At 61.8% G+C, this 25206-nt stretch carries 19 protein-coding genes; 13 read left to right on the forward strand and 6 right to left on the reverse strand.

The window, feature by feature from the left end; all coding sequences use genetic code 11:
* Positions 1 to 95 precede the first annotated feature (95 nt).
* Positions 96 to 764, reverse strand: coding sequence for a sugar transferase (locus NHG85_RS07590; RefSeq protein WP_253331244.1), 669 nt, complete (start codon positions 762 to 764; stop codon positions 96 to 98).
* 434 nt (positions 765 to 1198) lie between these two features.
* On the opposite strand from NHG85_RS07590, the gene NHG85_RS07595 reads away from it, so the two are divergent.
* Genes NHG85_RS07595 through NHG85_RS07605 form a run of 3 tightly spaced genes read left to right on the forward strand, consistent with a single transcriptional unit; the run spans position 1199 to position 4471 of the window.
* Complete coding sequence (locus tag NHG85_RS07595; RefSeq protein WP_253331246.1) at positions 1199 to 2056, forward strand: ExeA family protein; 858 nt, start codon at positions 1199 to 1201, stop codon at positions 2054 to 2056.
* Positions 2053 to 3615, forward strand: coding sequence for a GumC family protein (locus NHG85_RS07600; RefSeq protein ID WP_253331248.1), 1563 nt, complete (start codon positions 2053 to 2055; stop codon positions 3613 to 3615). Before NHG85_RS07595 ends, NHG85_RS07600 begins: the two co-directional genes overlap by 4 nt.
* 31 nt (positions 3616 to 3646) lie before the next feature.
* Entirely contained in the window at positions 3647 to 4471 is an 825-nt protein-coding gene (locus NHG85_RS07605) for a CpsD/CapB family tyrosine-protein kinase (protein ID WP_253331250.1), read from the forward strand.
* 107 nt (positions 4472 to 4578) lie between these two features.
* On the opposite strand, the gene NHG85_RS07610 is transcribed toward NHG85_RS07605, so the two are convergent.
* Both NHG85_RS07610 and NHG85_RS07615 read right to left on the reverse strand, forming a co-directional pair.
* Positions 4579 to 5316 (reverse strand): VPLPA-CTERM sorting domain-containing protein, encoded by a 738-nt coding sequence (locus NHG85_RS07610; RefSeq protein ID WP_253331252.1) that lies wholly within the window; start codon positions 5314 to 5316, stop codon positions 4579 to 4581.
* Positions 5317 to 5599: 283 nt separating this feature from the next.
* Complete coding sequence (locus NHG85_RS07615) at positions 5600 to 6766, reverse strand: hypothetical protein (protein WP_253331254.1); 1167 nt, start codon at positions 6764 to 6766, stop codon at positions 5600 to 5602.
* A gap of 247 nt (positions 6767 to 7013) precedes the next feature.
* Here NHG85_RS07615 and NHG85_RS07620 point away from each other — a divergent pair, with 247 nt between their 5' ends.
* The 4 genes from NHG85_RS07620 (at position 7014) to NHG85_RS07635 (ending at position 11659) form a co-directional block, all read left to right on the forward strand.
* The gene (locus NHG85_RS07620; RefSeq protein ID WP_253331256.1) at positions 7014 to 7919 is read left to right on the forward strand and encodes a glycosyltransferase family 2 protein; all 906 of its coding nucleotides are present in this window, start codon (positions 7014 to 7016) and stop codon (positions 7917 to 7919) included.
* Positions 7920 to 8031: 112 nt separating this feature from the next.
* Positions 8032 to 9498, forward strand: a complete 1467-nt coding sequence (locus NHG85_RS07625) for a hypothetical protein (protein WP_253331258.1) — start codon at positions 8032 to 8034, stop codon at positions 9496 to 9498.
* Complete coding sequence (locus NHG85_RS07630; RefSeq protein ID WP_253331260.1) at positions 9495 to 10463, forward strand: glycosyltransferase family 2 protein; 969 nt, start codon at positions 9495 to 9497, stop codon at positions 10461 to 10463. The genes NHG85_RS07625 and NHG85_RS07630 overlap by 4 nt, the downstream gene beginning before the upstream one ends.
* The gene (locus tag NHG85_RS07635; RefSeq protein ID WP_253331262.1) at positions 10460 to 11659 is read left to right on the forward strand and encodes a glycosyltransferase family 4 protein; all 1200 of its coding nucleotides are present in this window, start codon (positions 10460 to 10462) and stop codon (positions 11657 to 11659) included. Before NHG85_RS07630 ends, NHG85_RS07635 begins: the two co-directional genes overlap by 4 nt.
* Here NHG85_RS07635 and NHG85_RS07640 read toward each other — a convergent pair.
* Entirely contained in the window at positions 11635 to 12486 is an 852-nt protein-coding gene (locus tag NHG85_RS07640; protein ID WP_253331264.1) for a hypothetical protein, read from the reverse strand. The genes NHG85_RS07635 and NHG85_RS07640 overlap by 25 nt on opposite strands.
* A gap of 133 nt (positions 12487 to 12619) precedes the next feature.
* On the opposite strand from NHG85_RS07640, the gene NHG85_RS07645 reads away from it, so the two are divergent.
* Positions 12620 to 13567 (forward strand): glycosyltransferase family 2 protein, encoded by a 948-nt coding sequence (locus NHG85_RS07645; protein ID WP_253331266.1) that lies wholly within the window; start codon positions 12620 to 12622, stop codon positions 13565 to 13567.
* Positions 13568 to 14405: 838 nt separating this feature from the next.
* Here the strand turns inward: NHG85_RS07645 and NHG85_RS07650 are convergent.
* Positions 14406 to 16217, reverse strand: coding sequence for an ABC transporter ATP-binding protein (locus NHG85_RS07650; protein WP_253331268.1), 1812 nt, complete (start codon positions 16215 to 16217; stop codon positions 14406 to 14408).
* On the reverse strand, positions 16214 to 17671 hold the full coding sequence (locus NHG85_RS07655) for an O-antigen ligase family protein (protein WP_253331269.1): 1458 nt from the start codon (positions 17669 to 17671) through the stop codon (positions 16214 to 16216). Before NHG85_RS07655 ends, NHG85_RS07650 begins: the two co-directional genes overlap by 4 nt.
* Before the next feature lie 246 nt (positions 17672 to 17917).
* Between NHG85_RS07655 and NHG85_RS07660 the strand changes: the two genes are divergently transcribed.
* The 5 genes from NHG85_RS07660 to NHG85_RS07680 form a co-directional block, all read left to right on the forward strand.
* On the forward strand, positions 17918 to 18871 hold the full coding sequence (locus NHG85_RS07660) for a glycosyltransferase family 2 protein (RefSeq protein WP_253331270.1): 954 nt from the start codon (positions 17918 to 17920) through the stop codon (positions 18869 to 18871).
* A 36-nt stretch (positions 18872 to 18907) separates the two neighbouring features.
* Complete coding sequence (locus NHG85_RS07665) at positions 18908 to 22582, forward strand: right-handed parallel beta-helix repeat-containing protein (protein ID WP_253331271.1); 3675 nt, start codon at positions 18908 to 18910, stop codon at positions 22580 to 22582.
* A gap of 67 nt (positions 22583 to 22649) precedes the next feature.
* On the forward strand, positions 22650 to 23318 hold the full coding sequence (locus tag NHG85_RS07670; RefSeq protein ID WP_253331283.1) for a polysaccharide deacetylase family protein: 669 nt from the start codon (positions 22650 to 22652) through the stop codon (positions 23316 to 23318).
* A gap of 1 nt (position 23319) precedes the next feature.
* On the forward strand, positions 23320 to 24519 hold the full coding sequence (locus NHG85_RS07675; RefSeq protein ID WP_253331284.1) for a hypothetical protein: 1200 nt from the start codon (positions 23320 to 23322) through the stop codon (positions 24517 to 24519).
* Positions 24516 to 25206 (forward strand): PHP domain-containing protein (locus NHG85_RS07680; RefSeq protein WP_253331285.1); only part of this gene is annotated, 691 nt, incomplete at its 3' end. The genes NHG85_RS07675 and NHG85_RS07680, both read left to right, overlap by 4 nt.

A 25206-nucleotide genomic window follows, 5' to 3' on the forward strand; every position in this document is an offset into this window, starting at 1 on the left:
ATGCGCATGATGTTTCAGTCCGGGCTACGAATGAATGCAGTTTGCGCAATCAATGCCACAGGCTCTCGATCGATGCGAGGGTCAATGGTGCGGGGTCAGCAGCCCGTTCTTTTCAGCACCACGCTACAGGTCGCACCGAGGATCGCGATGTCGGTCGTCAGCGACAGTCGTGCGGCGTAATCATTGTCGAAAACCGCGCGGCTCGAAAAGGACGAAGCATTGCGCTCGGAAATTTGCCAGCTGCCGGTGATGCCGGGGCGCAGCGTGTAGTAGGCCTCTCCGCTATAAAGCGTCTTTTGTTCGGGCAGCATCGGCCGGGGACCCACGAGGGACATATCGCCGGTCAACACGTTCAGCAGCTGCGGCAGTTCGTCGAGCGAGCTGGAGCGCAATACCCGGCCAATCGGGGTGATGCGCGGGTCGTTGGAGAGCTTTTGCTTGCTGTTCCATTCTTCGCGGCTTGCCTGATTTTCCGTCAGATGCGCTTGCAGACGCGCCTCGGCGTCGCGCACCATGCTGCGAAGCTTCCACATCGTGAAGATCCGACCCCCGCGACCGACACGACGCTGGCGATAGAAGGGCTTGCCCCCATCCTGAAGGAAGACCGCAAAGGCCAGCAACAGCACCACGGGAAGCACCGCAGGCAGGCTGAGCAGAACCAGTGTCAGGTCGAGTAAACGCTTGGTATATTGAGAGTAGAACTTGCTGCGCTTGGTCGTGGTGCCGAGGTCCGGACGGGATAGTTCAGGAAAATGGACTGTCATTTGCAAAACTCTCACATGCCTGAGCCTGGTGGCCCACCTAATACACTCGCTTCACCGGACCACTTGACCGTCAAAAAGCCGGGTCTCTTCTGGTGCGCCGATAACGACCAACATCTAGTACGGCATACTTAGCCCACGTGCGCCATGGTGGCAACCAAGTCTCGCCACATTTCTGGCCCAATTAGATGCACAAAACCCAGTGAATCCTAGGGATTGTTCCGATGGCGGCGTCAGTGGGGCCACGTGTTTACGTGGCGAGGGGGACAGCATATTGTCACCAAGGTATCCTACCAGCGCCTTGTTGACTTGAAATCTTGCGGCAGGTGCGAAACACCGTGGCACGGACCCGCTCTCGGGGGCGGTAGACGGTCGCATCGGGCGTCCGGTTTGTGTGAATGGGGCTCTCTGCAGGAGTCGTTGAGGTCAGGAGCGCCATGTCCGAGGTTGCCAAAATCTACATGGAAAAATTCGGCCTCGATCAGAGGCCGTTTTCGCTGGTTCCGGATCCGGATTTCCTGTTCTGGTCCCCGGGTCACCGGCGCGCGTACACCATGCTCGAGTACGGTCTGTACACCGGTGCGCCGATCACCTTGATCTCCGGCGACGTCGGGATCGGCAAGACCACGCTGCTGCACCATCTTCTGAAGCAGGTGGGCGAAGATATCACAATCGGATTGATCGCCAACGCACATGGCGGACGCGGCGACCTGCTACGCTGGGTCCTGATGGCGCTGGATCAGACGACCACGCCGGAATCGTCCTATGTCGATCTGTTCAAGCAGTTCCAGACCTTTCTGATCGAAGAGTACGCGGAAGGCCGCAAGGTCGTGCTCATTTTCGACGAAGCACAGAACCTCGACCGTGAGACGCTCGAAGAGCTGCGCATGTTCACCAACATCAATGCCAACAAGGACGAGCTCCTGCAGCTGATCCTCGTGGGCCAGCCCGAATTGCGCACATTGGTCCGTCGCCCCGACCTGACGCAGTTCGCGCAGCGCATCGCTGCCAGCTTTCACCTCTCGGCGATGGACGAGGCGACCGTGACCGAATATATTCACCACCGGATGGAGCGGGCAGGGGCCGAACGTAGGATCTTTACTCCGGAGGCCACCTCTCGCATCTTCGGCGCGACCCAGGGCATTCCCCGCCTCGTGAACCAGCTTGCCGACTTTGCCCTCATCTACGCAAGCAGCGACGATCTCGATGAGGTTGATGGAACGACGATAGAAAATGTTCTGCGGGACGGCGTCTTCTTCGCCGGCGTGCTGCGCTTAGAAAATGCTGTAATATGAAATTTGACCTTCGGTACTACCTCTCGATCTTCTTCCGCCGCATCCACTACTTCTTGCTGGTGGCGATCATCGTTTCTGCGGCCGGCACCAGCATCGCGGTGATGTTGCCGCCGGTCTTCGTGTCACGTGCGGTGCTGCTGATCGAAGGGCCGCAAATCCCCAACGAATTGGCGGCTTCGACCGTCCGGACCGGCCCGGCAGAGCAGGCTCAGATCATCAAGCAGATGCTGATGACCCGAAACACGCTGCTTGAAATTGCCGACGAGCTGCAGATCTATCCCAACCGCAACGGCGTCAATCCGGATGCGATCGTCAGTGACATGCGCCAAAGGGTCGTGATCCAGCCGTCCTTCGGCCGCAACGGCAGCAACACGCTGACCGTCCAGTTTTCGGGGAGCAACCCTCGCAAGGTCGCCGAAGTCGCCAATGACCTGGTGAGCCGCGTTCTTTCGCAGTCGGTGGAAATGCGTGCCGGTCGCGCAACGCAGACCTCGGAGTTCTTCGAGGATGAGGTGAACCGGTTGAGCGCCGAGATCGATCGCAAGAGCAAAGAGATCCTCGAGTTCAAACTGGCCAACCAGAACGCCCTTCCCGAATCCCTTACATATCTTCGCAGCCAGCAGGCATCGCTTCAGGAGCGGTCCTTGCAGCTTCAGCGCGATCGCAATTCACTCGTCGAGCGGCGTGCCAGTCTCGAGGATCTCTACCAGCGCACCGGACGCGTGGCCCCCGTCAACGAAAACCAGAGCCCTGCGCAGCGCGAATTGGCGCAACTTCAGTCCGAGCTCGACAGCGCGCTGCTGGTTTTTTCGAGCCAGAACCCGAAGGTGAAGGTGCTGCAGGCGCGGGTTGCTGCGCTCGAGTCGCGTGTCGCCTCCGATCAGGGGGCGGTACAGGAAGACGAGGGTCCGAGCCTTTACGAAGTCCAGATGGCCGATATCGCGTCGCAGCTTGAGCGGATCGATGAGGAACTTCAGCGCAACGCGGAGGCGGTGAGCTCGATCCAGGAAACGATCGAATCCACGCCCAGCAATTCCATTGCGCTCGAAGAACTCAATCGCAGCTATTCGGCGACCCAACAGCAATATAACGCGGCCATTACCCGTCTTTCCGAGGCGCGTACGGGTGAGCGGATCGAGGTGCTTTCCAAGGGACAGCGCATCACCTTGCTGGAAGAGGCCCGGGTTGCGAGCCGCCCCGAGCGACCCGACCGGCCAATGATCGCCGCTGCGAGCCTCGGAGGCGGTATCGCGCTTGGACTTGCTTTGGTCGTGCTGCTCGAGCTCCTGAACTCTTCTATTCGCCGCCCGGTGGAGATCACGAACAAGCTCGGAATTACCCCGTTGGGAACACTGCCCTATGTCCGGACGCGCCGCGAGACTGCCGTTCGTCGGGGGCTTATTGGCGGAATCCTGCTTTTGCTCCTCATCGGTATTCCGGCTGCCATCTGGGCACTCGACACCTATTACCTGCCTCTTGATCTCATCCTGGACCGGCTTGTGGAACGGTCGGGCCTGAGCGGGTTGTTGGTGAAGCTTAGCGGAGGACCAGGCGCATGAGCCCGGTCCATATCATGAAGGATGATCTCTGATGGAGCGTATCCAATCCGCGCTGGAGCGCGCCCGATCGAAACGCATTGGGGCCCCCAGCCGGAAGCCAGCCGGATCCCGGGTGAAGAAACTGGCGCGGCCTGACGAGGTTCAGGACCGGTGGAATGCGCTGCAGACCTTTGAACCCAATCCAAAGGTCCTGGCCAAGAACCGGATCCACACCCTGGAACGCGGTGAGCTGTCCGTACCATTGGACATGCTGCGCACCAAGGTGCTGCAGCTGATGCGGAACAACGGCTGGAAGCGGCTGGCCATTACCTCTCCGAACAGCTCATGTGGCAAGACCACGACAAGCCTCAATCTGGCATTCGGTATTGCGCGTCAGCTCGAACACGCGCCGATTCTCATCGAGATGGACCTCCGCCGCCCCAACCTCGCATCAACGCTGGGCATGCCCAAAACGGATTTGCAATTTTCGAAGGTGCTTGAAGGCGAGGCACCGATCGCGTCGCAGCTGCGGCGTATTGGGGCCAACCTGGCCGTGGGTGCAAACGCATCACCTGCGCGACACCCATCCGAGCTGCTGCAAAGCGACACGATGAAAGCTGCCCTGGAAGAGATCGAAGCGTCTTACGCACCGAGCCTGCTGATTTTCGACATGCCGCCGATGCTGGTCAGTGACGACATGATCGGCTTCGCGGACAGTGTCGATTGCGTGCTGCTCGTTGCGGCGGCCGAAAGCACCACGATCAAGGAGCTCGACGACTGTGAGCGCGAGTTGGGCGAGCGGACCAACGTGCTCGGGGTCGTGCTCAACAAGTGTCGCTACATGGGCAAGGAATACGGGTACAACTACTATGGTTGAAGTCGCATGAGAGGGGATATGCCAACCCTTTCAAGCCTTTGCTTGACACAGAAAAAGGGCCGCTTTCGCGGCCCTTTTCATATCAGAGGTCAAACAGGTGGACCGGATCAGGCGGTCTTGCGACGACGCTTCACAAGGCCAAGACCACCGAGCGCGCCCAACAGCAGCAGACCACCGGCCGGCAGCGGAACCGGGTTCGGGGCGCTATCGGGATTGTCGAACGAGTAGTCGATCGCTGCGAGTGCATAGTCCCGCGTGTCCGTCGGATTGTCGAACGTACCACCGGCCTTGAACCTCAGCTTCGACACCTGGACGGCAGGGAGAAGCTTTTCGGTCTGATAGCCACCATTGTCCGGGTTATCGCCGAGGTCTTCGACCGCAGCGATCTCGAGGATCAGATTGTCCGGGTCGTAGACAAAGGCATGCTCCTGCCCGCCGGGCCCATCTGCGGTATCAGCGGACTTGAAAAGGTCAAGCACATGCACCGCGGTCAAAAAGATCGACTTGCTGAACGTCAGCAGGATACTTTGGTCCACGCCAGGAGCGTCGGTAATTTCATCATCGGCCTTGGCACCACTGACGCCGACGCCGTCATAGTCCCGCTTGAGGCTCTCGCCACCGCTACCGCCGGCATAGGTGCCATCGGCCGGAGTCATGTAGTTCAGCGTGCCGCCCTCCGCCGAGAGCTCCCACTTGGTCTCGTTCGAACCGGAGCCGATCGTACCCATCGCATCGCCAGCGTACACGCTCGCATCGGTGAAATCCAAACGCGCGGCCGAGGCGCCCGTTGCCGCAGCAACGGCCAGAGCCGAAGCGGTCACGAGAATCTTAAAAGATGCCTTCATATCAAAACCTTTCACTCGTGCTAGCACTATGCCGTGCACTCCTTTGTGAGGAGAATAGCATGTTGCAGGCCATCTGAAACAGGGGATGTGCAAGAAAGGTCGATTTGGTGCCACAAATTCGCCCCTTTCACGAAAACGTCATGAGGGTAGCCGCTCCCGAAGGTCGTTTTTCCCAGAGGTTGTTTACCTTCTGGCATCAATTTCCCCCGGAAGGCATCGCTGTCGCCGCGTAGGTCCGAATCTGATTGCGAGTGGCGGCGTCCCAAGGCAGCCGAGCACCGAATTAAATGCGGCCGCTGTGTGTCACCGAGAAAAACGCCGGCGCGCTGAGATGACGACCGTTGTCGGCGAACACCGCGATGTCGATCCGCTGACCCGGCAGCGCCCCCGGCCGAAAGACGACCTGCATCCTGTCGCCCTTGGGTCCCTGAGGAACGAGGCGAACCTTGTCCTGGTCGGTTCCAATGACCAGCCATTCGAACTGCAGGGGGCGTTGGTTCGGGTCCGATGTCCCGCTCGAGGACAGGATCATCGTGCGGGGTTCATCACTCGTTTCCCATGCCCTTGCAATCGAAGAGGGTGTGTCGAACCCATAACCGAGAGGCAACGCCTCATCCCGCGCCGGTTTGCCCGTCTCGCTTTCCACCCTCAGTCGCACCATTGGGGGGATGTCCTCTGGCGCGATCGATTGAGCCATGGCCATCATTCGCACCGGCTGTATTGCGTCCGTATCGAATACGACAGGGTGAGCCGTCTGGGAAAGATAGTCCCTTCGGCTGCGAACCTGCGACTGCGCGCGTCGGAACACCATCTGCACCGTCGGCGCGAGAAGCCGTTCCTGTCGGAGGCGCGCGAGGGTCTCCGGGCGAAACGCCGCGATCGTCATCGCGATCGCTTCGAGGAACGGGCGGTCGCTGTAGGATGAGCCCTGGCTGATGAGCATGTAGGGCCAGTTTGCCGGAAACAGGTCGGCCTCGTCGTGGTCGCGGTGCTCAGGGTAGACGTAGATATGATTGAGCGCATAGCTCGCATAGGCGCGCTGCGGTTCCGGGGGGTGTGTCATGGCGTGGCGCGGCAGGCTTCTTGCGTCCGGCCCGTTCGTGTAGGCCGTCGATGAGTTGCCGATCACGATCCGGTCGAAGAGCAGCGCCCCGGCAAGGCCATAGCCGAGCCCTTTTGCCCGCAATGCATCGTCATAACGTATCCGCGTGATCTGCGGGAAAGCGGTAGGGGGCAGTTCGGAATGCCCGTCGTCGCGATTGTCGTAATAGACGGAATCGAGCCCCGCGGCACGACCATTGGCGGCCAGGCGGCGCAGGTAGCGCGCCGCGGCGTCGTCGCGCTCGGGGTCGATGATCGGTTGCGGCTCGCGCTCGGGCGGATCGGGGAGATGGGCGATGGCCAGATAGGGCGCGATCCTTGTCAGGCGCAAGGTGCCGTCGAGCGTCACGCTGCGCGGCGCCGGATGGCCCTGCGCGGATACAGGACCGGGCCAAGCTGCGGGCAGAGCGCCCAAGGCCGCAAGGGCCACGCCGCCCAGAAAGGCACGTCGACCCGGTCCCGCGACGTCTTGCCTCCGACCGGTATCCGACCATAGGTTGTCACGGTTCAGGAGCACGGCGGATGAGCCTTGTATCCGGGCGCGGGTGTATGGAACTCTCTGTCTCATGTTACATGATGTTCACCGCCCGGCGGCAATGCCAATATCCATCATCATTCCCCACCTCAATCAGCCCGAAGCGCTGGAGCGCGGCCTGCGCGCCTTGGTGCCGCAGCTTGCCGAGCGGGACGAGATCATCGTCGTCGACAACGGGTCGGGTCAGTTGCCGCGAGAGGTCTGCGATGCCTTTCCCGGCGTGCAACTCCTCGAAGAAGCGCAACCGGGGCCGGGGCCCGCGCGCAATACCGGCGTCGCAGCGGCGCGCCACGATCTGCTGGCCTTCATCGACGCCGATTGTGTCGCCGGCGAGGGATGGCTCGATGCGATCCGGGCGCGGTTTGCGCAACCCGAGGCGCAAATCCTCGGTGGCGACGTACGCATCTTGCTCGTGGATCCAGACCGGCCGACCCGGATCGAAGCCTATGAGAGCGTCTATGCCTACCGGATGGACCGCTACATCCGCGAGCAGGGCTTTACCGGGACAGGCAATCTTGCGGCGCGGCGTAGTGTAATCGAAGCGGTCGGGCCCTTTGCCGGGGCAGGGGTGGCCGAGGATCGCGATTGGGGCCAGCGCGCGACGCGGGCTGGCTATGTCATAACCTATGTCGCGGAGATGCAGGCGTTTCATCCCGGCCGCGACAACTTTGCCGAATTATGCGCCAAGTGGGACCGACATACCGCGCATGATTTCGAAAGTGCAAAGCTGCGTCGCGGCGGGCGGGCCAGGTGGGTTGCCAAGACGCTGGCGATGGGGGTGTCGCCGTTGGCCGAGATCCCCCGCGTGCTCGCATCGGACCGGATCCACGGCCCGCGCGTGCGGCTCGACGCGATCGCCTGTCTTGCACAGATCCGTTTCTACCGGATGCGGATCATGACGCGGCTGCTCCTGCAGGGTGGGTCCGACCGGCTGGTGGAGCAGTGGAACCGCCCGGACCCGCGGTAAAACACCTTGCGCAAGATGTTGTCTTCTTGTCCTTGCCACGGCACGGCCATAGTCCTTCGCGGATACTGGTCCATTTCAGTCTGAACGGCGAGTCACACACGGAGTAGCAGGCGTGCAATTGCGACACCCCGAAAGTTTCGAAGGCCAATTCCTGATCTGCGCCGATACCGACGCGCTGTCGCAGACCGCGACGCATCGTCTGACCCGGACCGCGCTCGCCGTGCAGGCGCCGCTGCCTGTCGTCACGGTCGAAGACGCCGCCGGACGACCCGTCGGCCTGCTGCTCGGAGTGCCGATCTCCGAGGACGGGAAGATATTGCGCGACCGGCACAGGCTCGACCTTCACTGGTCTGGGGATGTCGACGCGTTGGTCGAGAGCGAAATCTACGCTCTTGCGGGGAGCTTCGTCTTCGTGCTGGACGACGGCGATCACCGTCGCCTCTACCTCGATGCATGCGGCTCCTTGTCCGCGGTCTATGATCCCGAACGCCGTCGTGCCGCAGCCACCAGTCTGCAGCTTCTCGACCCCGACGAGGCGCAGACGCGTTTTCGCGCGCGCATGTATGACGAGCTGCATATTGCGCGCGACGGATGGTTTCCTGCCGGGCTGACCGCGCATGAGGGCATCTGGCGCCTCATGCCCAACCATTACCTCGATCTCGACAGCTTCGAGACGCGGCGCCACTGGCCTTGCGAACCGATTGCGCGCGCGCCGGCGCCCGAGGCGGCGTGCAGCACGATCCTGTCGGAGATGCGGCGCACCATGTCGGCCGCCGCGGCCCAAGGACCCGCTTATGTGTCGCTCACGGCCGGCAACGAGACGCGGATGCTGGTCGCAGCCGGGCGCGAGATGCGCGACGCGTTCACATTCGTCACCGTGCGGGCCGAGGGGGTCGAGCTTGATCGCATCCGGGCCGAAGAGCTGGCATCGCGGTTCGATCTGGAGCATCGAATCATTCCGCTGCGCGAAGCGGACGGCGCGGTGGCGCAGGACTGGCATGCGCGGACGGGTTACACCTTTGGTGGGCCCCATATGCGCACGCATCCGACCACCCATGCGCTGCGCGACCGCGAATTCTTCATAGGGGGGCTCGGTGGCGAGATCGGCCGCGGCTTTTTCTGGCGCGCCACCGATGACGACGGCACGCCGCTCGATCCGGACGGGCTTTGGGCCCGCATGGGCCTGCCGCCACAGCCTGAGATGCTACCACATGTTGCGCGCTGGCTGGACGGCGTTCGCCACCTGCCGACGCTGCTGCAGCTTGACCTTGCTTATCTGGAACTGCGCATGGGATGCTGGGGCTTCGCCCCGAGCTATGCCTCGGTCACGCCGCTGCGCCTGCATCCGCTGATCTCGCGGCGCAGCTTCGTGGCGATGCTGTCCTTGCCGCCGGACTGGCGGCGCATGCAGGACCGGTCGAACCGGATGATCCAGGCGGTGGTTCGACAAGGATGGCCCGAGCTTCTGGATCTTCCGATCAGCCGCTATGGTGATTACCGCGATCGCACGGGTCTCGTCCTGCGCGCCCTGCGTCAGCCGCATCTCGTCACCAAGAAGCTCAGAAAGATGTTCGGATGACCGCGCCTGCCATGGATGCCGATGCAGGCACCGATCTGTCGATCATCATCGTCAACTGGAACACCTTGCAGCTGACGCGGGACTGTCTCGTCACCGTCATGCAGGGGCTGGAGGGGATGAGCTCCGAGGTGATCGTCGTCGACAATGCCAGCGACGATGGGTCGGCCGAGATGATCGCGCGCGAGTTTCCGCAGGTCGAGTTGATCCGCAATGACGAGAACCGCGGCTTTGCAGCCGCGAACAATCAGGCGATGGCGCAAGCGCGCGGGGACTTCGTATTGTTGTTGAACTCCGACACGCTGGTGCATGGCACGGTTTTGCCCGACAGCGTCGACTGGCTGCGGCGTCACCCGGATGTCGGCGCGATGAGCTGTCGGGTGCTCAACGAGGATGGCACGGGCCAACGGGTCTGTTCGATGTTTCCTTCGCTGCTCAACCTCTCGCTCGACGTCTTCGGCCTGTCGCGGCTGCGTCGTCCGCGGTTTTTCGGACGTTACCAACTGCGCCACTGGCAGCGCGACGACGAGCGCGAGGTCGAGACGGTCTCGGGCTGTTTCTTTCTGGTGCGCCGGACGGTCATCGAGCAGGTCGGGCGCTTCGACGAAGCCTTCTATTTCTTCGGGGAGGAGGTCGACTGGAGTTGCCGCATCCGCGCGGCGGGCTGGAAGCTGTTCCTGTCGCCGGTCGGCGCGATCACTCATCTCGAAGGCGGTTCGCAAAAGCGGCTGAGCCATAGGCGCAACGTGCTGCTCGCGGGCGCGTTGGTCCGGCTTCACCTCAAGCATCGGGGTCGAGCTTCGGCGATCGCGGCCTATCTGCTGATGCTCCTGTTCAACGCCTCGCGCGCCGTCAGTTGGAGCCTCGCCTCGTTGGTGTCGCGCTCGCCACGAATTCGCGAAAAGGGGCGCTACTTCCGTGCCGTGCTGGCAAGCAGCCGCGACATCTGGCCCGAGACCGCCCGATGAAGGTCGTTCTGCTGTCGCCGGGCTTCGACGGAACCGATGTCGGCGAGGCCTATGTGGCATTCAAATGGGCCGAGGCCCTGTCGACGCGTGTCGAGCTGACGGTGCTGGCACTGCAGCGGGCCGGTCGGCCCGCATTGGCCGAGCAGCTTCCCGGCGCCGAAGTGGTGACCTGGCCGGAGCCGCGTCTGCCGCGGCGCGCCGAGCGTCTCAATGCGATGCTCAAGCCCGCGTGGCCCCTGCTCCACCGAAACGTGAACCGCTGGCTGCGCGATCGGATCGCAGAGGGGCGGTCTTTCGACGTCCTGCATCAGCTCATGCCGCAGGCCGCGCGATACCCCACCCCCCTGCGCGACCACGGCATTCCCTATGTCATCGGGCCGCTGGGTGGCGGGCTTCCGACCCCGCAGGGTTTCGTGGCCGAGACGGGCACCGCGCAGTGGTTCACCCGGCTGCGTGCTTTCGACCAGATGCGCTTGCGGCGCGATCCGTGGCTGCGTCGCAGCTATGCCGAGGCCGATCTCGTGCTTGGCGTCGCACCTTACATGAAGGATATTCTCGCGCCGGTGCCGCTCAGGCGGTTCGAGCCGGTTCTCGAACTTGGAATCGACGGTTTGGCTCCGCCAAAAGCGCCCGCGACGGGCGCAGCTCTGCGGCTTTTGCACGTCGGGCGCGGCGTGCGGACAAAGGGGTTGCGCGATGTCGTGCGCGCCATGGCCCACCTGCATGACCGTCCCGACATCACCCTCACCTCCGCCGGAGCCGGCGAAGAGATCGCGCTGGCCCGGGCCGAAGCAGACCGCCTCGGTGTGGCGGACCGGATCACATTTCTGGGCCGGGTGCCGCGCGACGAGGTGGACCGCCTCTATGATGAGGCCGATGTTTTCGTGTTCCCCTCGTTCCGGGAGCCCGCGGGCGGCGTGCTGTACGAAGCGCTGCGGGCCGGTTTGCCGGTGATTTCGGTGGCCTATGGCGGGCCCGACTTCATCCTGGACGACGACTGCGGAATCCGCCTTCCGCTCTCAACGCCAGAGGCCTTGTCGCGCGACATCGCACAAAGCGTCACGACCCTCGCCGATGACCCGGAGCGTCGATCCCGGATGAGCCAGGCAGCCCGCGCCAAAGTGGAGGCCGAGGGCCTCTGGCCGCGAAAGGCGGAGCGGATGGTGGGGCTTTATTCGGAGTTGCTCCGTAGATGATTGGTAATAGTGCGGGCGATATCTTCAAAGCCGGAGCGACGGACTTGGTAAGCTAGACTTTTCCGCAGGCGATACTGGATTTCCGGTTTGCGGGGCATCTCATCGAAATTCTCAGCGACCATGATCCCATTGTGCCGGATCCGGCTTGCGCGCAGGTCGTTGCGCCTGATCTTGATCCCGCTGCGTCGCAGGGTGAAATGCACCAAGCCTTCAGCGTGCAAGGGGCCTCCCGCCCATTCGCAATAGGCTTGGACCATGCCTATACGTCGACCATAGGCCGAGGTTGCCTTTTCTCCTGTACAGATTGCGAAGCGATCGTTTTGCCCCCGCCATGATTGCCAGCGAGGCAGGCTGACTTGGGGCCTCCGCGTTCGTAGCGCCTCAGCAATTTCGCCGGCGAGGCTGTCGTGGTAACGAAGGTCAGGGCGACAGAAGATGCAGATGTCTGGCTCGAAGGCTAGGGCGGCAGTAGTGACGCGGTCCAGTGAGTGCAACTGATGGACCAAATTCCTGATCGAAGCAAATTCGTCCTTCCAGTGGTCATCGCCATAGCTCTTGATCCGATCAAATCCGCGTTCTTCGAGACAATGATCTGGTTGTTCGAGCTGCAGGGAATCGCACGGTAGCAACTCGTGCTCATTCGGCCGAAGCTGTCCAATTTCCCCGCTGCGGGGATTGGCAATATGCTGTTGATTGAAAAAATGAGCAAAGACCCTCAGTTCACCGGCCGCGCGCGCAGGGTCAAGGACGTTCTCTTCGATCGACGGCAAGGTATGCGATAGGGAGCGCGTGATGCCAAAGAAGCAGAGGGCAATTCTGATGCTCATTCGGCTACGCCATCCATCGTGGTCAACTTCAAGGTCATGCGATACCAGAAGTCGATCGGGTTGGAAATGATCTGTCGCTTTCGGCGGGAGGGTGATACCTACGAGTACCGGGCAGTGCCGGAGGAGCGATGTGATGAAAATTTGTATCACCTTGTGCACGCGGGGGCGCCCGGTGATGCTGGCTCGGTGTCTGGATAGTCTGCCGCCTGCGATAGAGCATGCGAGCCGAGAATTGTCCGTATCTGTCGTAGTCGTCGAAAACGGTGAAAAGTCCGGGGCGGAAGCTTGTGTAGCAGAACGCCGTCAGCAACTGCAGATTGATTACATTTTCGAACCCGCGGAGGGCATACCTTTCGCTCGAAATGCCGGCGTCGAGGCGGCCCTGAAACGGGGGTGTGATTGGATCATCTTTATCGATGATGACGAATGGGTCGCGGAGGACTGGTTGACTAGACTGGTCGAAGCCAGTCGTATTTATGACGCCGACGTTCTAAACGGTCCAGTTATTAAGGAATTCGGCGAAACTGCGCCTGACTGGTTGCCGCGGTATCGCTTGGGTAGTCGCGCGACAGGTATGCTGCTGTCATCCGCACCTACGAACAACACTATGGTCACTTCCGAGATATTTGCAGGTTCGCCCGATCGGGAGTATCCTGGCCTTAGGTTTGATACGAGATTGAGGCTCACAGGTGGGTCGGATTCTGAACTATTTCAGAGAGTCCGAAGTTGTGATAGAAAGATTGTCTGGGTCGAAGAGGCTCAAGTTTTCGAAGAGTATCCTGCGAGGCGAGCGACACTAGGCTGGCATATGGAGCGCAATATCCGTCGAGCCTCTTGTGGTGTACTTATAGAGCGTTTGGGCGGACGACCGCAGTTTAAATACGCCATGCGAGGCGCCATCAACAGCGGTATCGAAGGTATTGGCCGTATTGCTCGGGGTACATTTTTGTTGATAGTTGATCGCCGTAAGGCTTGGCGCGATTACGGACTTGGTGTACTAAGTCTGGCCAGTTGTTACGGCTACTTGCGTGGGCTAATGGGTATATATAGCGCGCCCTATTCCGTGATAGATGGGCATTGAAGATCAAATATTTACTGAGGTCTTTGTGTGAACTGTCTTTGGGTCCGCAGATAGTATTTGTAGAAAATGCTGTAACCATATGCGCTCCACCGGTGTGCCCGAGACTCCCGCCGGCGGCCAGAGGTATAGGCTCTCAGCCAAGCTAGAAAACCATCATTTCGCCAATGAGAGTACCTATCGAAATATGGGTTTTTCTCGCGATATGAGAAGTTGAATCGATGGCTGCTAATATCGCTCTCCCATAGTGCAAATGGAAGCGGAATTTGGTCACGACCACTTCCTCGGGAAACTAGTTCCCACCAGCGTTCCATAGCTCGCATTACGGCCGGATCGTCGTGGTGCCGGAACAAGATTGCATTTTCTGAGAGGCAGCCCTCTGGATCGGGAAAGCCGGCCCGTACAAATTCAGCATATTCCGTTGTGAAGCGTGATGTGTCTGCTACGACGCTGTTCGCAATACAGTGCTCAACTTCGTCGCCGGATCGCGTCTTGGTTCGGTCCTTATGCGGAAACAGTCCGACCGGTTGACCGCTCGACCAAAACTCATCTAGCAATGGTTGCACGTCTTTCAATATCCGTACATTCCCGTCAATGTATATTGAAGACAGGGTGTTGCTAGGTAAAACCCGATGTGGCAGAAGTTTGTGGTATCTATTTTGTAGATTAGGTGGCAGCTCTTTTGGGCTGGCTAACGGTATGGTTTTCCATCCCGCGACATCAAGTCGCGGATTGTCGGTAAACAGGAGAAACTGACAGCCATGGGGCTTGGAAAGCGGCGGTAGAACTATGTCGTAATCGCCGACAACACAAGTGTAGATTGCGGTGTTGGTAATGCAGTTCATTGTATCCCTGCCATGCGGCGGAAATCAAAGCTTTTATGTACTAAGTCCACATAGTTGCCAGATGCTTTCATCCGACCTTTCTCTAAGAGATAGATGGTATCGCAGGACTCGACAGTTGTCAGTCGATGAGCGATCAAGATAATAGTCTTTTTACCGCCTAGGTTGTGAACTGCTTCCATTACTGCGGCTTCGGTTAAATTGTCGAGCGCGGAAGTCGCCTCGTCGAGGATGAGGATGTCCGGATTGTGGTATAGCGCCCGCGCGATGCCAATACGCTGCCGCTGCCCGCCTGACAGCCGGATGCCACGTTCGCCAACTCGGGTCTCATACCCGTCTGGAAGCTCTTTCGTCACGAAGTCGTGCAATTCGGCCACCTGTGCGGCGCGTATCACGGCTTCCATATCCAATTCGGTCGCATCTTGGCCGAAAGCGATATTCGCAGCGACGGTATCGTCAGCGAGAAAGATCTGCTGCGGCACGTAGCCGATCGAACGCTGCCATGAACGCCGATTCTCGTTGGTAATCGGAACCCCATCCGCCAGCACCTGGCCCCGGTTGGCATCCAATAGGCCTAGGATCAGGTCAACGAGCGTGCTCTTTCCCGCGCCGGTGCCTCCGACAAGACCAATGACGCTGTTTGCCGGTATCGTCATGGAAATATCATGTAAAGTGTCTTGTTCGGCCTGCTCGAAACGGAAGCTGACATTCCTGATCGTTAGCGCGTCTCGCAACCCCAATGGGGTGACGTCATTCGAAATCGCGGTCGGTTTCGAGCTCCCTTGGTGGCGACGGATCTCGGCCAAGTCATTGATCACGTTGTCCAGCGTGCTCTGCCCCATCCGCAACGAGGAAAATGTCGAGAAGAGCGACTGAAGGGCCGGAAACAGGCGGGAACCTGCAACCGCCACGAGACCGAGCGTCGGCAGCATGTCTCGGATATCGCCTTCGCTGCGAATAAGCAGCGCAAGTATCAGAAGGATCATGCCGCCGTAAGCGAAGGCTTCGAGGCCGTATCGAGGCATTTGCTGGATGACCAAGCCTCTCGCTTGCATATTGGCCATTCGATAGGCTTGCCGGCGAAACCGCCGATCCACCGTATCCTCAAGGCCCAGAATCTTGATGTCCTTGATGCCTCCCGTCGCCTCTTGAGCGATTCGAAAGCGCTGGCTATTCGCCTGGAAGCGGCGTTGACCTATGGTAAGCAGCTTGCGGCGGGTGATCGTGTAGGTAATCATGTAGCTGCCGCCAAGCAGGATCACTGCACCGATCGCAACACCCGGTTCCATGACAAACAACAACACCGTGATGCTGGTGACTGTCGCGACGGTGGCCAGAAGGCTCATCGCCGGAAGCATGCTGTTGCGCACCATGCCATCTACTTCTCCCAAGACGACTTTGGAGATATTGGAGCTATTGCGGTACAAAAACCAGCTGTATGGCTGGAAGAGATAGCCCCGCATCATGGTTGTGGAGATGCTGAAAGCCCGCATCACGCTGAACCGCGAGACCGCGTAAGTGGTCAGGGCCTTGAAACCGATGTTGAGCAGCGCCACGGCAAGCAATACCGATCCCAGCGCCACGAGGAACGACAGATCGGTTGCGAAGCCCCCCAACCGGTACAGGAAAGCGAAAATATCGTTCTCCCGCAGTAACTCGGGGTTCGCTATAACCTGCAGAAACGGAAGGATTGCTGCGGCACCAGCGGCTTCGAGCAAGCCGCTGATGACAGACATCAGGGCCAAGGCACCGAACTGGAAGCGTTCTCGCCGATCGAGCAGTTGGAAAAGCTTTTTGTAAGGGTTGTTCATGTACGTGAACGGCTCCTCGAGACCGGGGTGGTCTGCCTGGAATAACGTGGCGTTTTCGGATCGGCCCGTTTCGCATCTGATGGCCGTCGAGGTTCAGGTTTCGGTGCTGGCGCGCGGGCATAGCTCACACCACTTGGCACTCTTGCCGGTCTGCTGCGGGCGTCTGCGATTGTGTCATCTGTCAACGGATCGGTTGTCGGGGCCACCTGGGCCGCATCCTCGGGTTGCGGCGTGTAGAAACACGCGCCGATGCCGATGAAGAAGGTCACCATGACGGAAACGGCGCCCCAAGCGTGCACTGTGCTCAGCGTGAAGAAAAGACCGAACACGGTGATTAGATAAGCAGTACGCATCTGCGAGATTTTGCGGGTACCGGGTTTGGATCGCAGAACCCAGAAGGTATTGAGTGCCGCACCGCCAAGAAGCAGGATGATCGCCGGCAAACCGTGCCGCATCGCGGTCAGAAGCCAGAAATTGTCGACCGAACCGCGCATCCACGAGGCCCTGACCCAATCGTTCAGGCCAATCCCGAAGTAAGGGTGCCGCCATACCTCATCCGTGCCGTATCTCCAGATGAAGATGCGCGCCCACGCGGTGCCGGGGCTGAAGGTGAAGGTTTCAATGAAGATCATGAATGGCGTACGGTTCGACAGTAGGTCGACGACAACATAAGTGATCGAACCTAGCACCAGCAGCAAGATCCAACGGCTCTTGGTGATCTGATCCCAGACGATCAATCCGGTCTGAAGGATGCCCGACAGCAGCGGCCCTGAAGACATAGAGAAGCAAGTCATGGCCAGTGTAAGTGCGCTCTTCCAGATGCCGCGGCCCAGTCTATCGGTATTCAGATAGAACAGGTTCGCGATTCCGAAAGAGCAGAAAAGCCCCCACAGGATGGAACTGGGAAACACCACCTGCGTGCGCGAGAGCCCCATGCGCCATTCGTTCAACTTGTTCACCGAAGGGGCGAATTTGCGGATCACCTCGACGATGATCATCCGCCCGGTGAAAAACTCGAACAAGGCAAAGGGCAGGAGTAGCATCAGGATGATAAAGAAGATCTGAAATGTTTTCTCATACTGTGCAGGGGTGCGGACCAGCAATCGTCCGGTCAAATAGCCGCCGACCAGTTCGATCATGAGACTGCCGCCAAACGCGATCCGCTCGGTGCCATGGACCGCATACAGAGATATGAAGACCCATACCCCGAAGAGGATCATCGCCACGTCTACCAGCGTCACGCGACCGGCCTTTCCTGCCAAGAGCTGCAGCAAGAACGGGACGGTAACGATGACGAGATAGAGGCGGTAGGGACCCATCGCCAACCCGCCAACCATGAAGTTCACGGGTAGCGTGATACTTAGAAAGAACAACCACACCATCAGGCTGCCGCCTGCAGATGCGCGTGACGGGTTGACCGACGTCTGGGTAGGGAGGATGGTCGCGTCAGCCAACGGTGGTCTATCCTAGATGTGCGGCCAAGGCCTGCGTTCCTATTTCCATATCTACAGAATATGGCCTTCTCAAGGGCAGCCCGGTGCGCCAGATCGAGCGAACCGGCGCATCGGGATGATCAAGCCTAGCCTGCTCTGCGGCAGGGGCCACAAGAATTCCGTGGTCTCGATCATATGCTCGCATACGACTACACTTTCTCCTCGCCACCGGCTAAGAAATTCCGAACAGGGCAGGTAGGAGCACGCATGCGTTACGGAGATCTTGTCAGCGTGATCGTACCGCTTCACAACCGAGCGCATCTGTTGCGGCGTTCGGTCGGCAGCCTGATCAGCCAGAGTTACCGCAACCTGGAGATCCTGCTGATTGATGATTGTTCCACCGATGATCCCGCCGCCGTAGTGGCAGCTCTCGATGATCCGCGGGTGAAGCTGATCCGGCGCGAGCGCAATGGCGGTGCCAGCGCGGCGCGCAACACCGGGATCGCGCTGGCGCAAGGAGAGATGATCGCGTTCCATGACAGCGACGATATCTGCGTCTTCGACAAGATCGAGAAGCAGGTCGAGGCTCTGACCGCGCTGCCCGAGGAGTATATCGGCGTCTACACTGTGGCGCTGTTTTACGGACAGGCGGAAGAAGCCGATTACGCCGGGATCACGAGCCACCTCCGGCCGACCCCCGGCAGTTCGCCACTCAGCGGCGACATGTACAGGCGCACCGTGGCAGGCAACGCCATGAATCTGCCGACCATGCTGCTGCGCCGTTCGGCCGTGGAGGCGGCAGGGGGGCTCGACGAGAGGCTTGGCAACAACAACGATTGGGATCTTGCGCTGAGGCTGACACGGCTGGGCAAGTTCCATTTCATTCCCGAGCCGCTTTACCTCGTTCCTTCTCCGGTGCGCGCTGCGGGCAATGCCGGCCGGATCTCCAAGTCGCAGAAGTTTCATGCCAAGAGCTTCGCCTTCGTGACGGGCAAGCTGCGCCGAGGCGGCGAACGTTCGCCCGACCTCGCGAAACATTATTCGACTGCGGGTGGCCTGCTGCTGCGCGAACGTCGGCCGCGCTTCGCCCGCCGCTACCTGCGCGCCGCGCTCGGCATTACCCCATTGCATATGCGCAGTCTGCGGCTCTACGCCATGAGCTTTCTGCCGGGCCTCTATCCGGCGCTGCGTCGTATCCGCAGCCGCGCGTCGTCGCGTTGAATCATCACAAACCTTTTTGTCGCACGGAGTAGTCGGATGCCTGCCACGTTGCCCCGGTCTGGAACACTACGCCTTCTCGGAGGGGGCCGAATTGGTGAAACGCTCGAACTGCAAGGTGAGATTGGTGCGGATCAGCCCTGCCAGTGGTTGCGCGACGGGATGCCTATTCGTGGCGCGACGGCGCGCAGCTACAAGGTGGTCGAGGCCGATGACGGAGCAGACCTGACCTGCGCCGTCGGTCAGGGCTCGCGCCGCGGGGGGGACGTGCGAATCGCCCCGGCACGTCCGGTCCGCAGCGCGCCCCCCCGCGTCACGAGCCCGCTCTTCGACGAGATTCTCGACCAGGACAGCGGGACCTTCGAGCTTGATCCGAAAGACCTGTTCGAAGGCCTGGCCATGCGCTTTTCGGTGAGCGGTCCGGGGCTGCGCCTGTCTGCGGACGGCAAGATCGTCATGATCAACACCCAAGACGAATTGCCCGGAGCGGATGTCGCCATCGAAGCCCGGAATTCGGGGGGCGTGGCACAGGTGGCCTTCCGGCTGACCGTGGAGCCGGCCGCACCCGGAGACGGGCATGTGACGCAGGAGATGTGGCGGCTGAGCGCGGATGGCGCCGGGATCGACATTCTGGAACTGCCACGCGCGGGGCGTGACCCGGTACGCGCGCTCGAAATCGCGTTCGGGACAACGCCGTCGGCCCCGGTGAGACTGCCAGCGCGGACCGGTCGGATCGCACTCGATCTCCCGCCGGGCCCGGTGTGGCTGCGGGCGGTGCTCGACCGCGGTCATGGACCATGGTGTCGGTCTCGGGCAGAAGGAGCCGCGGAAGCAGTTTGCGTCGAGCCTTCGCGCATTCGGGGGCGCCGCTTTCAACCCGGCGAGACCTTGCTGGCCGATCCGGGGGTCATCCACGGAGCCGGGCCACAGGGTCCTGCCATGCGCTGGCTGCGCGACGGCGTTGAAATCCCCGGTGCCACCGGGGTCGCCTACCGGCTTCAGCCCCTGGATGTGGGCGCGCATCTGCAATTCGAACTGGTTGCGGGCAGCGCGATCGACAGCGTCGATCTGCCCGAGATATCAGCGGCCGATCCCCGATGGGAAACCCGGTTCGAGACCCAGGCCGATGTCGATGCCTGGTCAACGAGCGACCGCCGCACCACCTTGTCCTTGCGAGAGCCGGACGCGGGCTTTCCGACGGCCAAGGGCCGCATGATCATGGAAGTGATCGGCAACAGCAGAAGCAAGAGCTATCCCGAAGCGTTTCTTGATTTCGAGGTCGAGCCGGAGACGCGGTATCGCTTCGAGATCGATCTCGCGGGCAAATCGCACGGCACCCTTACCCGGTTCAGAGCCGGGACACCGGGCGATCCGAGCGCCAACACCAAGGCCGACAACGGCCGGGATTACTGGGGCAAGTCCGGCGGAACCTATTCGGGGCGATTCGGAGCGAGTTTCGAAACCGCTCCGGGGCAGAGATTGGTACGTCTTTCGGTGGCGATGCCGCCTCAACCCGGCGCGGTGACGGCCCTCGAAGGGGTGGCGTTGGAAAATCTCGACGCCGGGCCCGGTCCCCTCCCGGTGGAAGGTAAAGGCGGTGTTCAGGCGCGGCCCGAGGATGCGGCGGTCTATTTCATAGATTACCGCGATGGCGACAACTCCGCAGATGGGTTGAGCCCCGAGACCGCCTTCCGGACAGCCCCTTGGGTCTTCATCCCTCCCGGATCGGAGCTGATTTTCAAAGGCGGCGTGCGCTACCGGGAGCCGATCACGCTTGGCAATGACGGCACGCCAGACATGCCGATCACCTTCGATCTGACCGGCGAGCGCTTCGGCTCGGGGCCAGCGGTGCTCGATGGCAGCCAGATCCTGCAAGGTCTCACGCCGGCAAAGACGGGCGATAACCGGCTCGTCGGACCGTGGCCGCAGGGGCAGAATCCTCTTTCTGCGGGAATATACCAGGGGGATGTCAAACTGGCCCTGTGCCAATTGCCGACCCCGTCGGACCTGCAGTTTCCCTCCCTGACCTCCGAATTTTTCCGGGCCGAGGAGATGACCGCAACCCGGGTCACCAGTTCCGAATTCGCCGCGCTGCACGCGATCGAGGACCTGACGAAGAACACTTGGCTGCGGCTCTGGGGCGGCGCCAACGCGCTGGCCGATATCCGGGTCGCGGCCTTCGACGGGGTCGATACCGTCACCCTTGCCGCCCCGTTCAAACCCTACAAGGAAGCCGGGCGATGGCGCTTCGCGGTGCTGAACCATCCCGCCGGGTTGCGGCAGCCGGGGCAGTTTCGACAGACGGCCGATCAGGCCGGGATCGAGCTCATCCGGCTGGGCGGCATGCAGTCGGATGAAGAAGTCTCGTTCATCGGCGGCCAGGCCAACGCAGTCCTGCGGGGCAGCCATGTGCGTTGGCTCGGTGGCATCATCGAAAAGACCGGCGGTCCGGGGCTCGGCGTGGCTTCCGCGGACGGCCAGAAGCTTTTTGATGTGCGGCTGCGCGGCGTTCGATTGCGCGATGTTTCCAGCGCGCAGGCCGCGATCCAGCTTGAACGGGTAGAGGGGGGGGAGGTTGTCGACTGCGAGGTCGTCGACTGTGCACTGGGCGGGATCAGGCTCGAAGGTTGCTCCGGTGTGGTGGTGCGCAACAATACGATCGATCGCTGTGTCTCGACGCTTCTCGGTCTGTACTATCGGACCAACCATTGCGAGGTGATCGGCAACCGGATCGGCAATCGCACCGGCAAGCATGGCAATGGCATGACTGCCTACTGGGGCTGCCACGATCTCACCTTCGCCTTCAATTCGATCCGTACGACCGACAGCGGCCTGATCGGCCTGACCTCGCAGAATCTGGGCCGAGGACCGGGCACCACCGGCCTGCGCGTGGTGTTCAACGAATTCGTGACCGCCGTAACCTCGATCGGGATGTGGGGCAGCAAGTTCAGCGTTGCCGATTGGCCGGACGAGGGGCGCAATTTCATCGCCAACAATATCTTCTACAACCCGCCCGGATCGGACCAGTACGGCGTCTTCTTTCAACGCCCCGAAACCGCGATGGACACGACCTTGATCAACAACATCGCCAGTGCGATCTCGGACCCGCAGGGAGGGTTGTTCGACCAGCGTCGGCAAACCGCCTATGGGATCGAGACCTTGAGCATCGTGGCCGGTGGGCAGGGATATGCCAAAGGTGACGAGCTGGGGGTGCTGGATTGGGGCGGCGACAACCGCATCAAGGTGACCTCGGTCGACGGGCAGGGTGCGATATTGGGATTGAAGGTGATGGACAGCCGCAACGCTCTTGAACCGCCGGCGCGGCCGAACGACCTGGCTTTGGGCGGCGGATCGGGCCGCGGCGCGCGGATCGCGGTAACCTTGCGCCCGACAAACCTCAAGCTGCGCAGCCACAATGTCTATATCGGCGACCGACCGAAATACAGGATGGAGACAGCTCGCATGCGGGTCTTCGGGGACTTGCCCGGTTGGCAGACCGCGCGGCGGATCCCCTATTTCGTCGACGTGATGTCCCCCGATCCGCAGGACTGGGATCTGCGCCCTGGCGAAGCGAAGCTGGGCGAGGGCTATCCCTGGCGCTTCGAGTTGCCGCGCGAGCGTTTCCCCGATTTCCCCGAGGCGGGGATCGAGGTGACGCATATCGGCCGCTACCTGCCCGACGGCAGTGATGTCTGGAACTGGCGCGGGTCATGAGGCCGCGTCACGGGGATCGGCTTCACCCGGTCGGTATCGGCAAGAAAAGACCAGCACGGGAAGCTGAATGTATACTGCGATACTGAATTTGCACGGGCTGGGCCGCCCGCCCCGGCCTTTGCCGGACGGTGAGGCACGCTATTGGGTTGGCCCGGATCTGCTGGCCGCCGCTATCGAACTGGCCGCCAGGCATCGTGACGAGGTGCGCACGCTGTTCACCTTCGACGATGGCAACCGCTCGGACCTTGAGATCGGCGCGCCGATGCTTGCCGCGGCGGGGCACCAGGCCACGATCTTCGTTCTGGCGGATCGGATCGACGCGCCGCATTACCTGTCGCGAGACGACATCTCGGCGTTGCAGGCGATGGGGCATGCGATCGGAAGCCACGGTGCGGCGCATCTCGACTGGACAGCGCAGGATGCCACGACGCTCGAGCGCGAAATTGGCGATGCGCGCGCGCGGATCGAGACAGTGGCGGGGCGCTCTGTGACCGAAGCCGCGATCCCGTTCGGGCGCTACAACGCCCGCGTGCTGAAAGCCCTGCGACAGGCCGGATTTTCGCGTGTGTATTCGAGCGACGGCGGCGTCGCGCGCATGGGCGCGTGGCCCGTGGCGCGCACGTCCCTGACCGACGAGATGACGCCTGCTTCCCTTGAGGCGATCATCACCGGGCGCGAAGCGCCGATGCGCCGATGGAGGCGCCGCCTTTCCATCGCCGTGAAATCGAGGATCTGACATGGCCCATGTCTTGATCGGCTTTGCCGAGGCGCTGCCCGCCCCCGAGGTCTTCTTTTCACTGCATGACGCGGGCCATACCGTCTCGGCTTTCGCCCGCAAGGGCTGCCGCGCGCCCATCACCCGTCATCTGCCACTGGTCGGCTTGCACGAGATCGCCGCGCCGGAGCGCGATGCTGCCGCATCGGCCGCACAACTGCGCGCCATTTTCGATGGCCCGGATGCGCCGGAGCTGGTGCTGCCGCTCGACGACGCCGCGCTGTGGCTGACGGCACGCGCGGAGTTGTCCGCCGGACGCATTGCCGGAGCAGTCGGCACCCGGTCGCGCCTTGCCCTCGACAAGACGCTGCAGATCGCGGCCGCCGAGGCCGCGGGCTTTGCGGTGCCACGGACAGTGGTGGTGCGGCGGGCGGCGGATCTTTCGGCCCCATTGCCCTATCCGGCGATCGCCAAGCCCGCGCTGGCCATCGCCGAACGGGACGGGGCCATCGCCAAGGACAAGGTGCATTATCTCTACGGGGCGTCGGACGCGGCCGGATTGGCACGCGAGATCGAGGCGAGCAGCGATGACGCGGCACCGCTATTGGTGCAGCCGCTCATCGCCGGGGTCGGCGAGGGGCTGTTCGGCTTTGCGACGGCACAGGGCGTCACCCACTGGTCCGGGCACCGCCGGCTGCGGATGATGAACCCGCATGGATCGGGGTCGAGCGCCTGTTCCGCCCTGACGCCGGAGCCCGGGCTGATCGCCGCCGCGACCCGCTTCGTCGAGGCGGCCGAGTGGCGCGGCCCCTTCATGATCGAGCTGTTGCGCGACGCTGCGGGCACGGCCTGGTTCATGGAGTTGAACGGTCGGATGTGGGGGTCGATGGCCTTGGCCCGTGGCCGTGGGCTCGACTACCCGGCTTGGGCCATAGCACAGGCGCAGGAGCCGGGATACGCGCCGCCGGTCGGATCCACCTCTGAAACCGGTCCCTCCGAGGCGCGGCATCTGGGGCGGGATCTTCTGCACCTTCTTTTCGTGTTGCGCGGGCCCAGGACCGATTTCTACCGAGAAGGTTGGCCCCGCATCGGGGAGAGCCTGTCGGGCGTCCTGCGTCCCCGGCGAGACCGCGTGAGCTACAACGCGCATCCCGATTTCCCGGGGTTCGCCATGCGCGAGGCGCTTCATACCCTGCGCCGTGGTCTTGGGGGACGGGGATGAGGGTCGTCCTGCATTGCCATTCGACATGGTCCTATGACGGTCACTGGCCGCTTGGCCGCATCGCGAAAACCTTCGGCGCGCTGGGGATCGACGCGGTGATGATGACCGAACACGACACCGGCTTTGATCCGGGACGTTTCGGCGCCTACCGTCAGGCCTGCGCCGAGGCCTCGACCCGACGCTGCAAGCTCATTCCGGGGATCGAATATTCCTCACCCGACAACGACATCCACCTGCTGAGCTGGGGGCTGGACCGGTTTCTGGCCGAGCACCGGCCCGTGATGGAGACGTTGCATGCGATCCGCCGGGGCGGCGGTGTCGCGGTCTTTGCCCATCCGGTGCGGCGTGAGGCGTGGCGACGTTTCGAGCCGGATTGGGTGCCCTATCTGTCGGGGATCGAGCTGTGGAACCGCAAATCTGACGGGCTGACCTGGGGCCGCGAGGCGGAACGCCTGATCGCCGAGACCGGCCTGCCTGCGACGGTCGGCATGGATTTTCACCGCGCGCGCCATTTCTATGCGCTCAGCCATCGCGTCGCCGTGGATCGAGGGCGCGACCTCGAAGCCGATCTCGTGTCGGCAATTCGGACAGGCGCGTTGCGGCCGATGGCGCTGGGGCGGCCGCTGCTGGATGCGCAGGGCCGCCCCGACGGGCCGCATGACCGCCTGGAGCAGTGGCGCCGCGCCA

Source organism: Limimaricola litoreus, from assembly GCF_024159025.1.
Classification (GTDB): domain Bacteria; phylum Pseudomonadota; class Alphaproteobacteria; order Rhodobacterales; family Rhodobacteraceae; genus Limimaricola; species Limimaricola litoreus.

Excerpts from the sequence above, each read along its gene's own strand:
- NHG85_RS07660 (WP_253331270.1), top strand. The coding sequence starts at position 17,918 with ATGCGTTACGGAGATCTTGTCAGCGTGATCGTACCGCTTCACAACCGA.
- NHG85_RS07640 (WP_253331264.1), bottom strand. The coding sequence starts at position 12,486 with ATGAGCATCAGAATTGCCCTCTGCTTCTTTGGCATCACGCGCTCCCTA.
- NHG85_RS07600 (WP_253331248.1), top strand. The coding sequence starts at position 2,053 with ATGAAATTTGACCTTCGGTACTACCTCTCGATCTTCTTCCGCCGCATC.
- NHG85_RS07650 (WP_253331268.1), bottom strand. The coding sequence starts at position 16,217 with ATGAACAACCCTTACAAAAAGCTTTTCCAACTGCTCGATCGGCGAGAA.
- NHG85_RS07670 (WP_253331283.1), top strand. The coding sequence starts at position 22,650 with ATGTATACTGCGATACTGAATTTGCACGGGCTGGGCCGCCCGCCCCGG.
- NHG85_RS07590 (WP_253331244.1), bottom strand. The coding sequence starts at position 764 with ATGACAGTCCATTTTCCTGAACTATCCCGTCCGGACCTCGGCACCACG.
- NHG85_RS07610 (WP_253331252.1), bottom strand. The coding sequence starts at position 5,316 with ATGAAGGCATCTTTTAAGATTCTCGTGACCGCTTCGGCTCTGGCCGTT.
- NHG85_RS07665 (WP_253331271.1), top strand. The coding sequence starts at position 18,908 with ATGCCTGCCACGTTGCCCCGGTCTGGAACACTACGCCTTCTCGGAGGG.
- NHG85_RS07605 (WP_253331250.1), top strand. The coding sequence starts at position 3,647 with ATGGAGCGTATCCAATCCGCGCTGGAGCGCGCCCGATCGAAACGCATT.
- NHG85_RS07635 (WP_253331262.1), top strand. The coding sequence starts at position 10,460 with ATGAAGGTCGTTCTGCTGTCGCCGGGCTTCGACGGAACCGATGTCGGC.
- NHG85_RS07595 (WP_253331246.1), top strand. The coding sequence starts at position 1,199 with ATGTCCGAGGTTGCCAAAATCTACATGGAAAAATTCGGCCTCGATCAG.
- NHG85_RS07630 (WP_253331260.1), top strand. The coding sequence starts at position 9,495 with ATGACCGCGCCTGCCATGGATGCCGATGCAGGCACCGATCTGTCGATC.
- NHG85_RS07620 (WP_253331256.1), top strand. The coding sequence starts at position 7,014 with ATGCCAATATCCATCATCATTCCCCACCTCAATCAGCCCGAAGCGCTG.
- NHG85_RS07645 (WP_253331266.1), top strand. The coding sequence starts at position 12,620 with ATGAAAATTTGTATCACCTTGTGCACGCGGGGGCGCCCGGTGATGCTG.
- NHG85_RS07675 (WP_253331284.1), top strand. The coding sequence starts at position 23,320 with ATGGCCCATGTCTTGATCGGCTTTGCCGAGGCGCTGCCCGCCCCCGAG.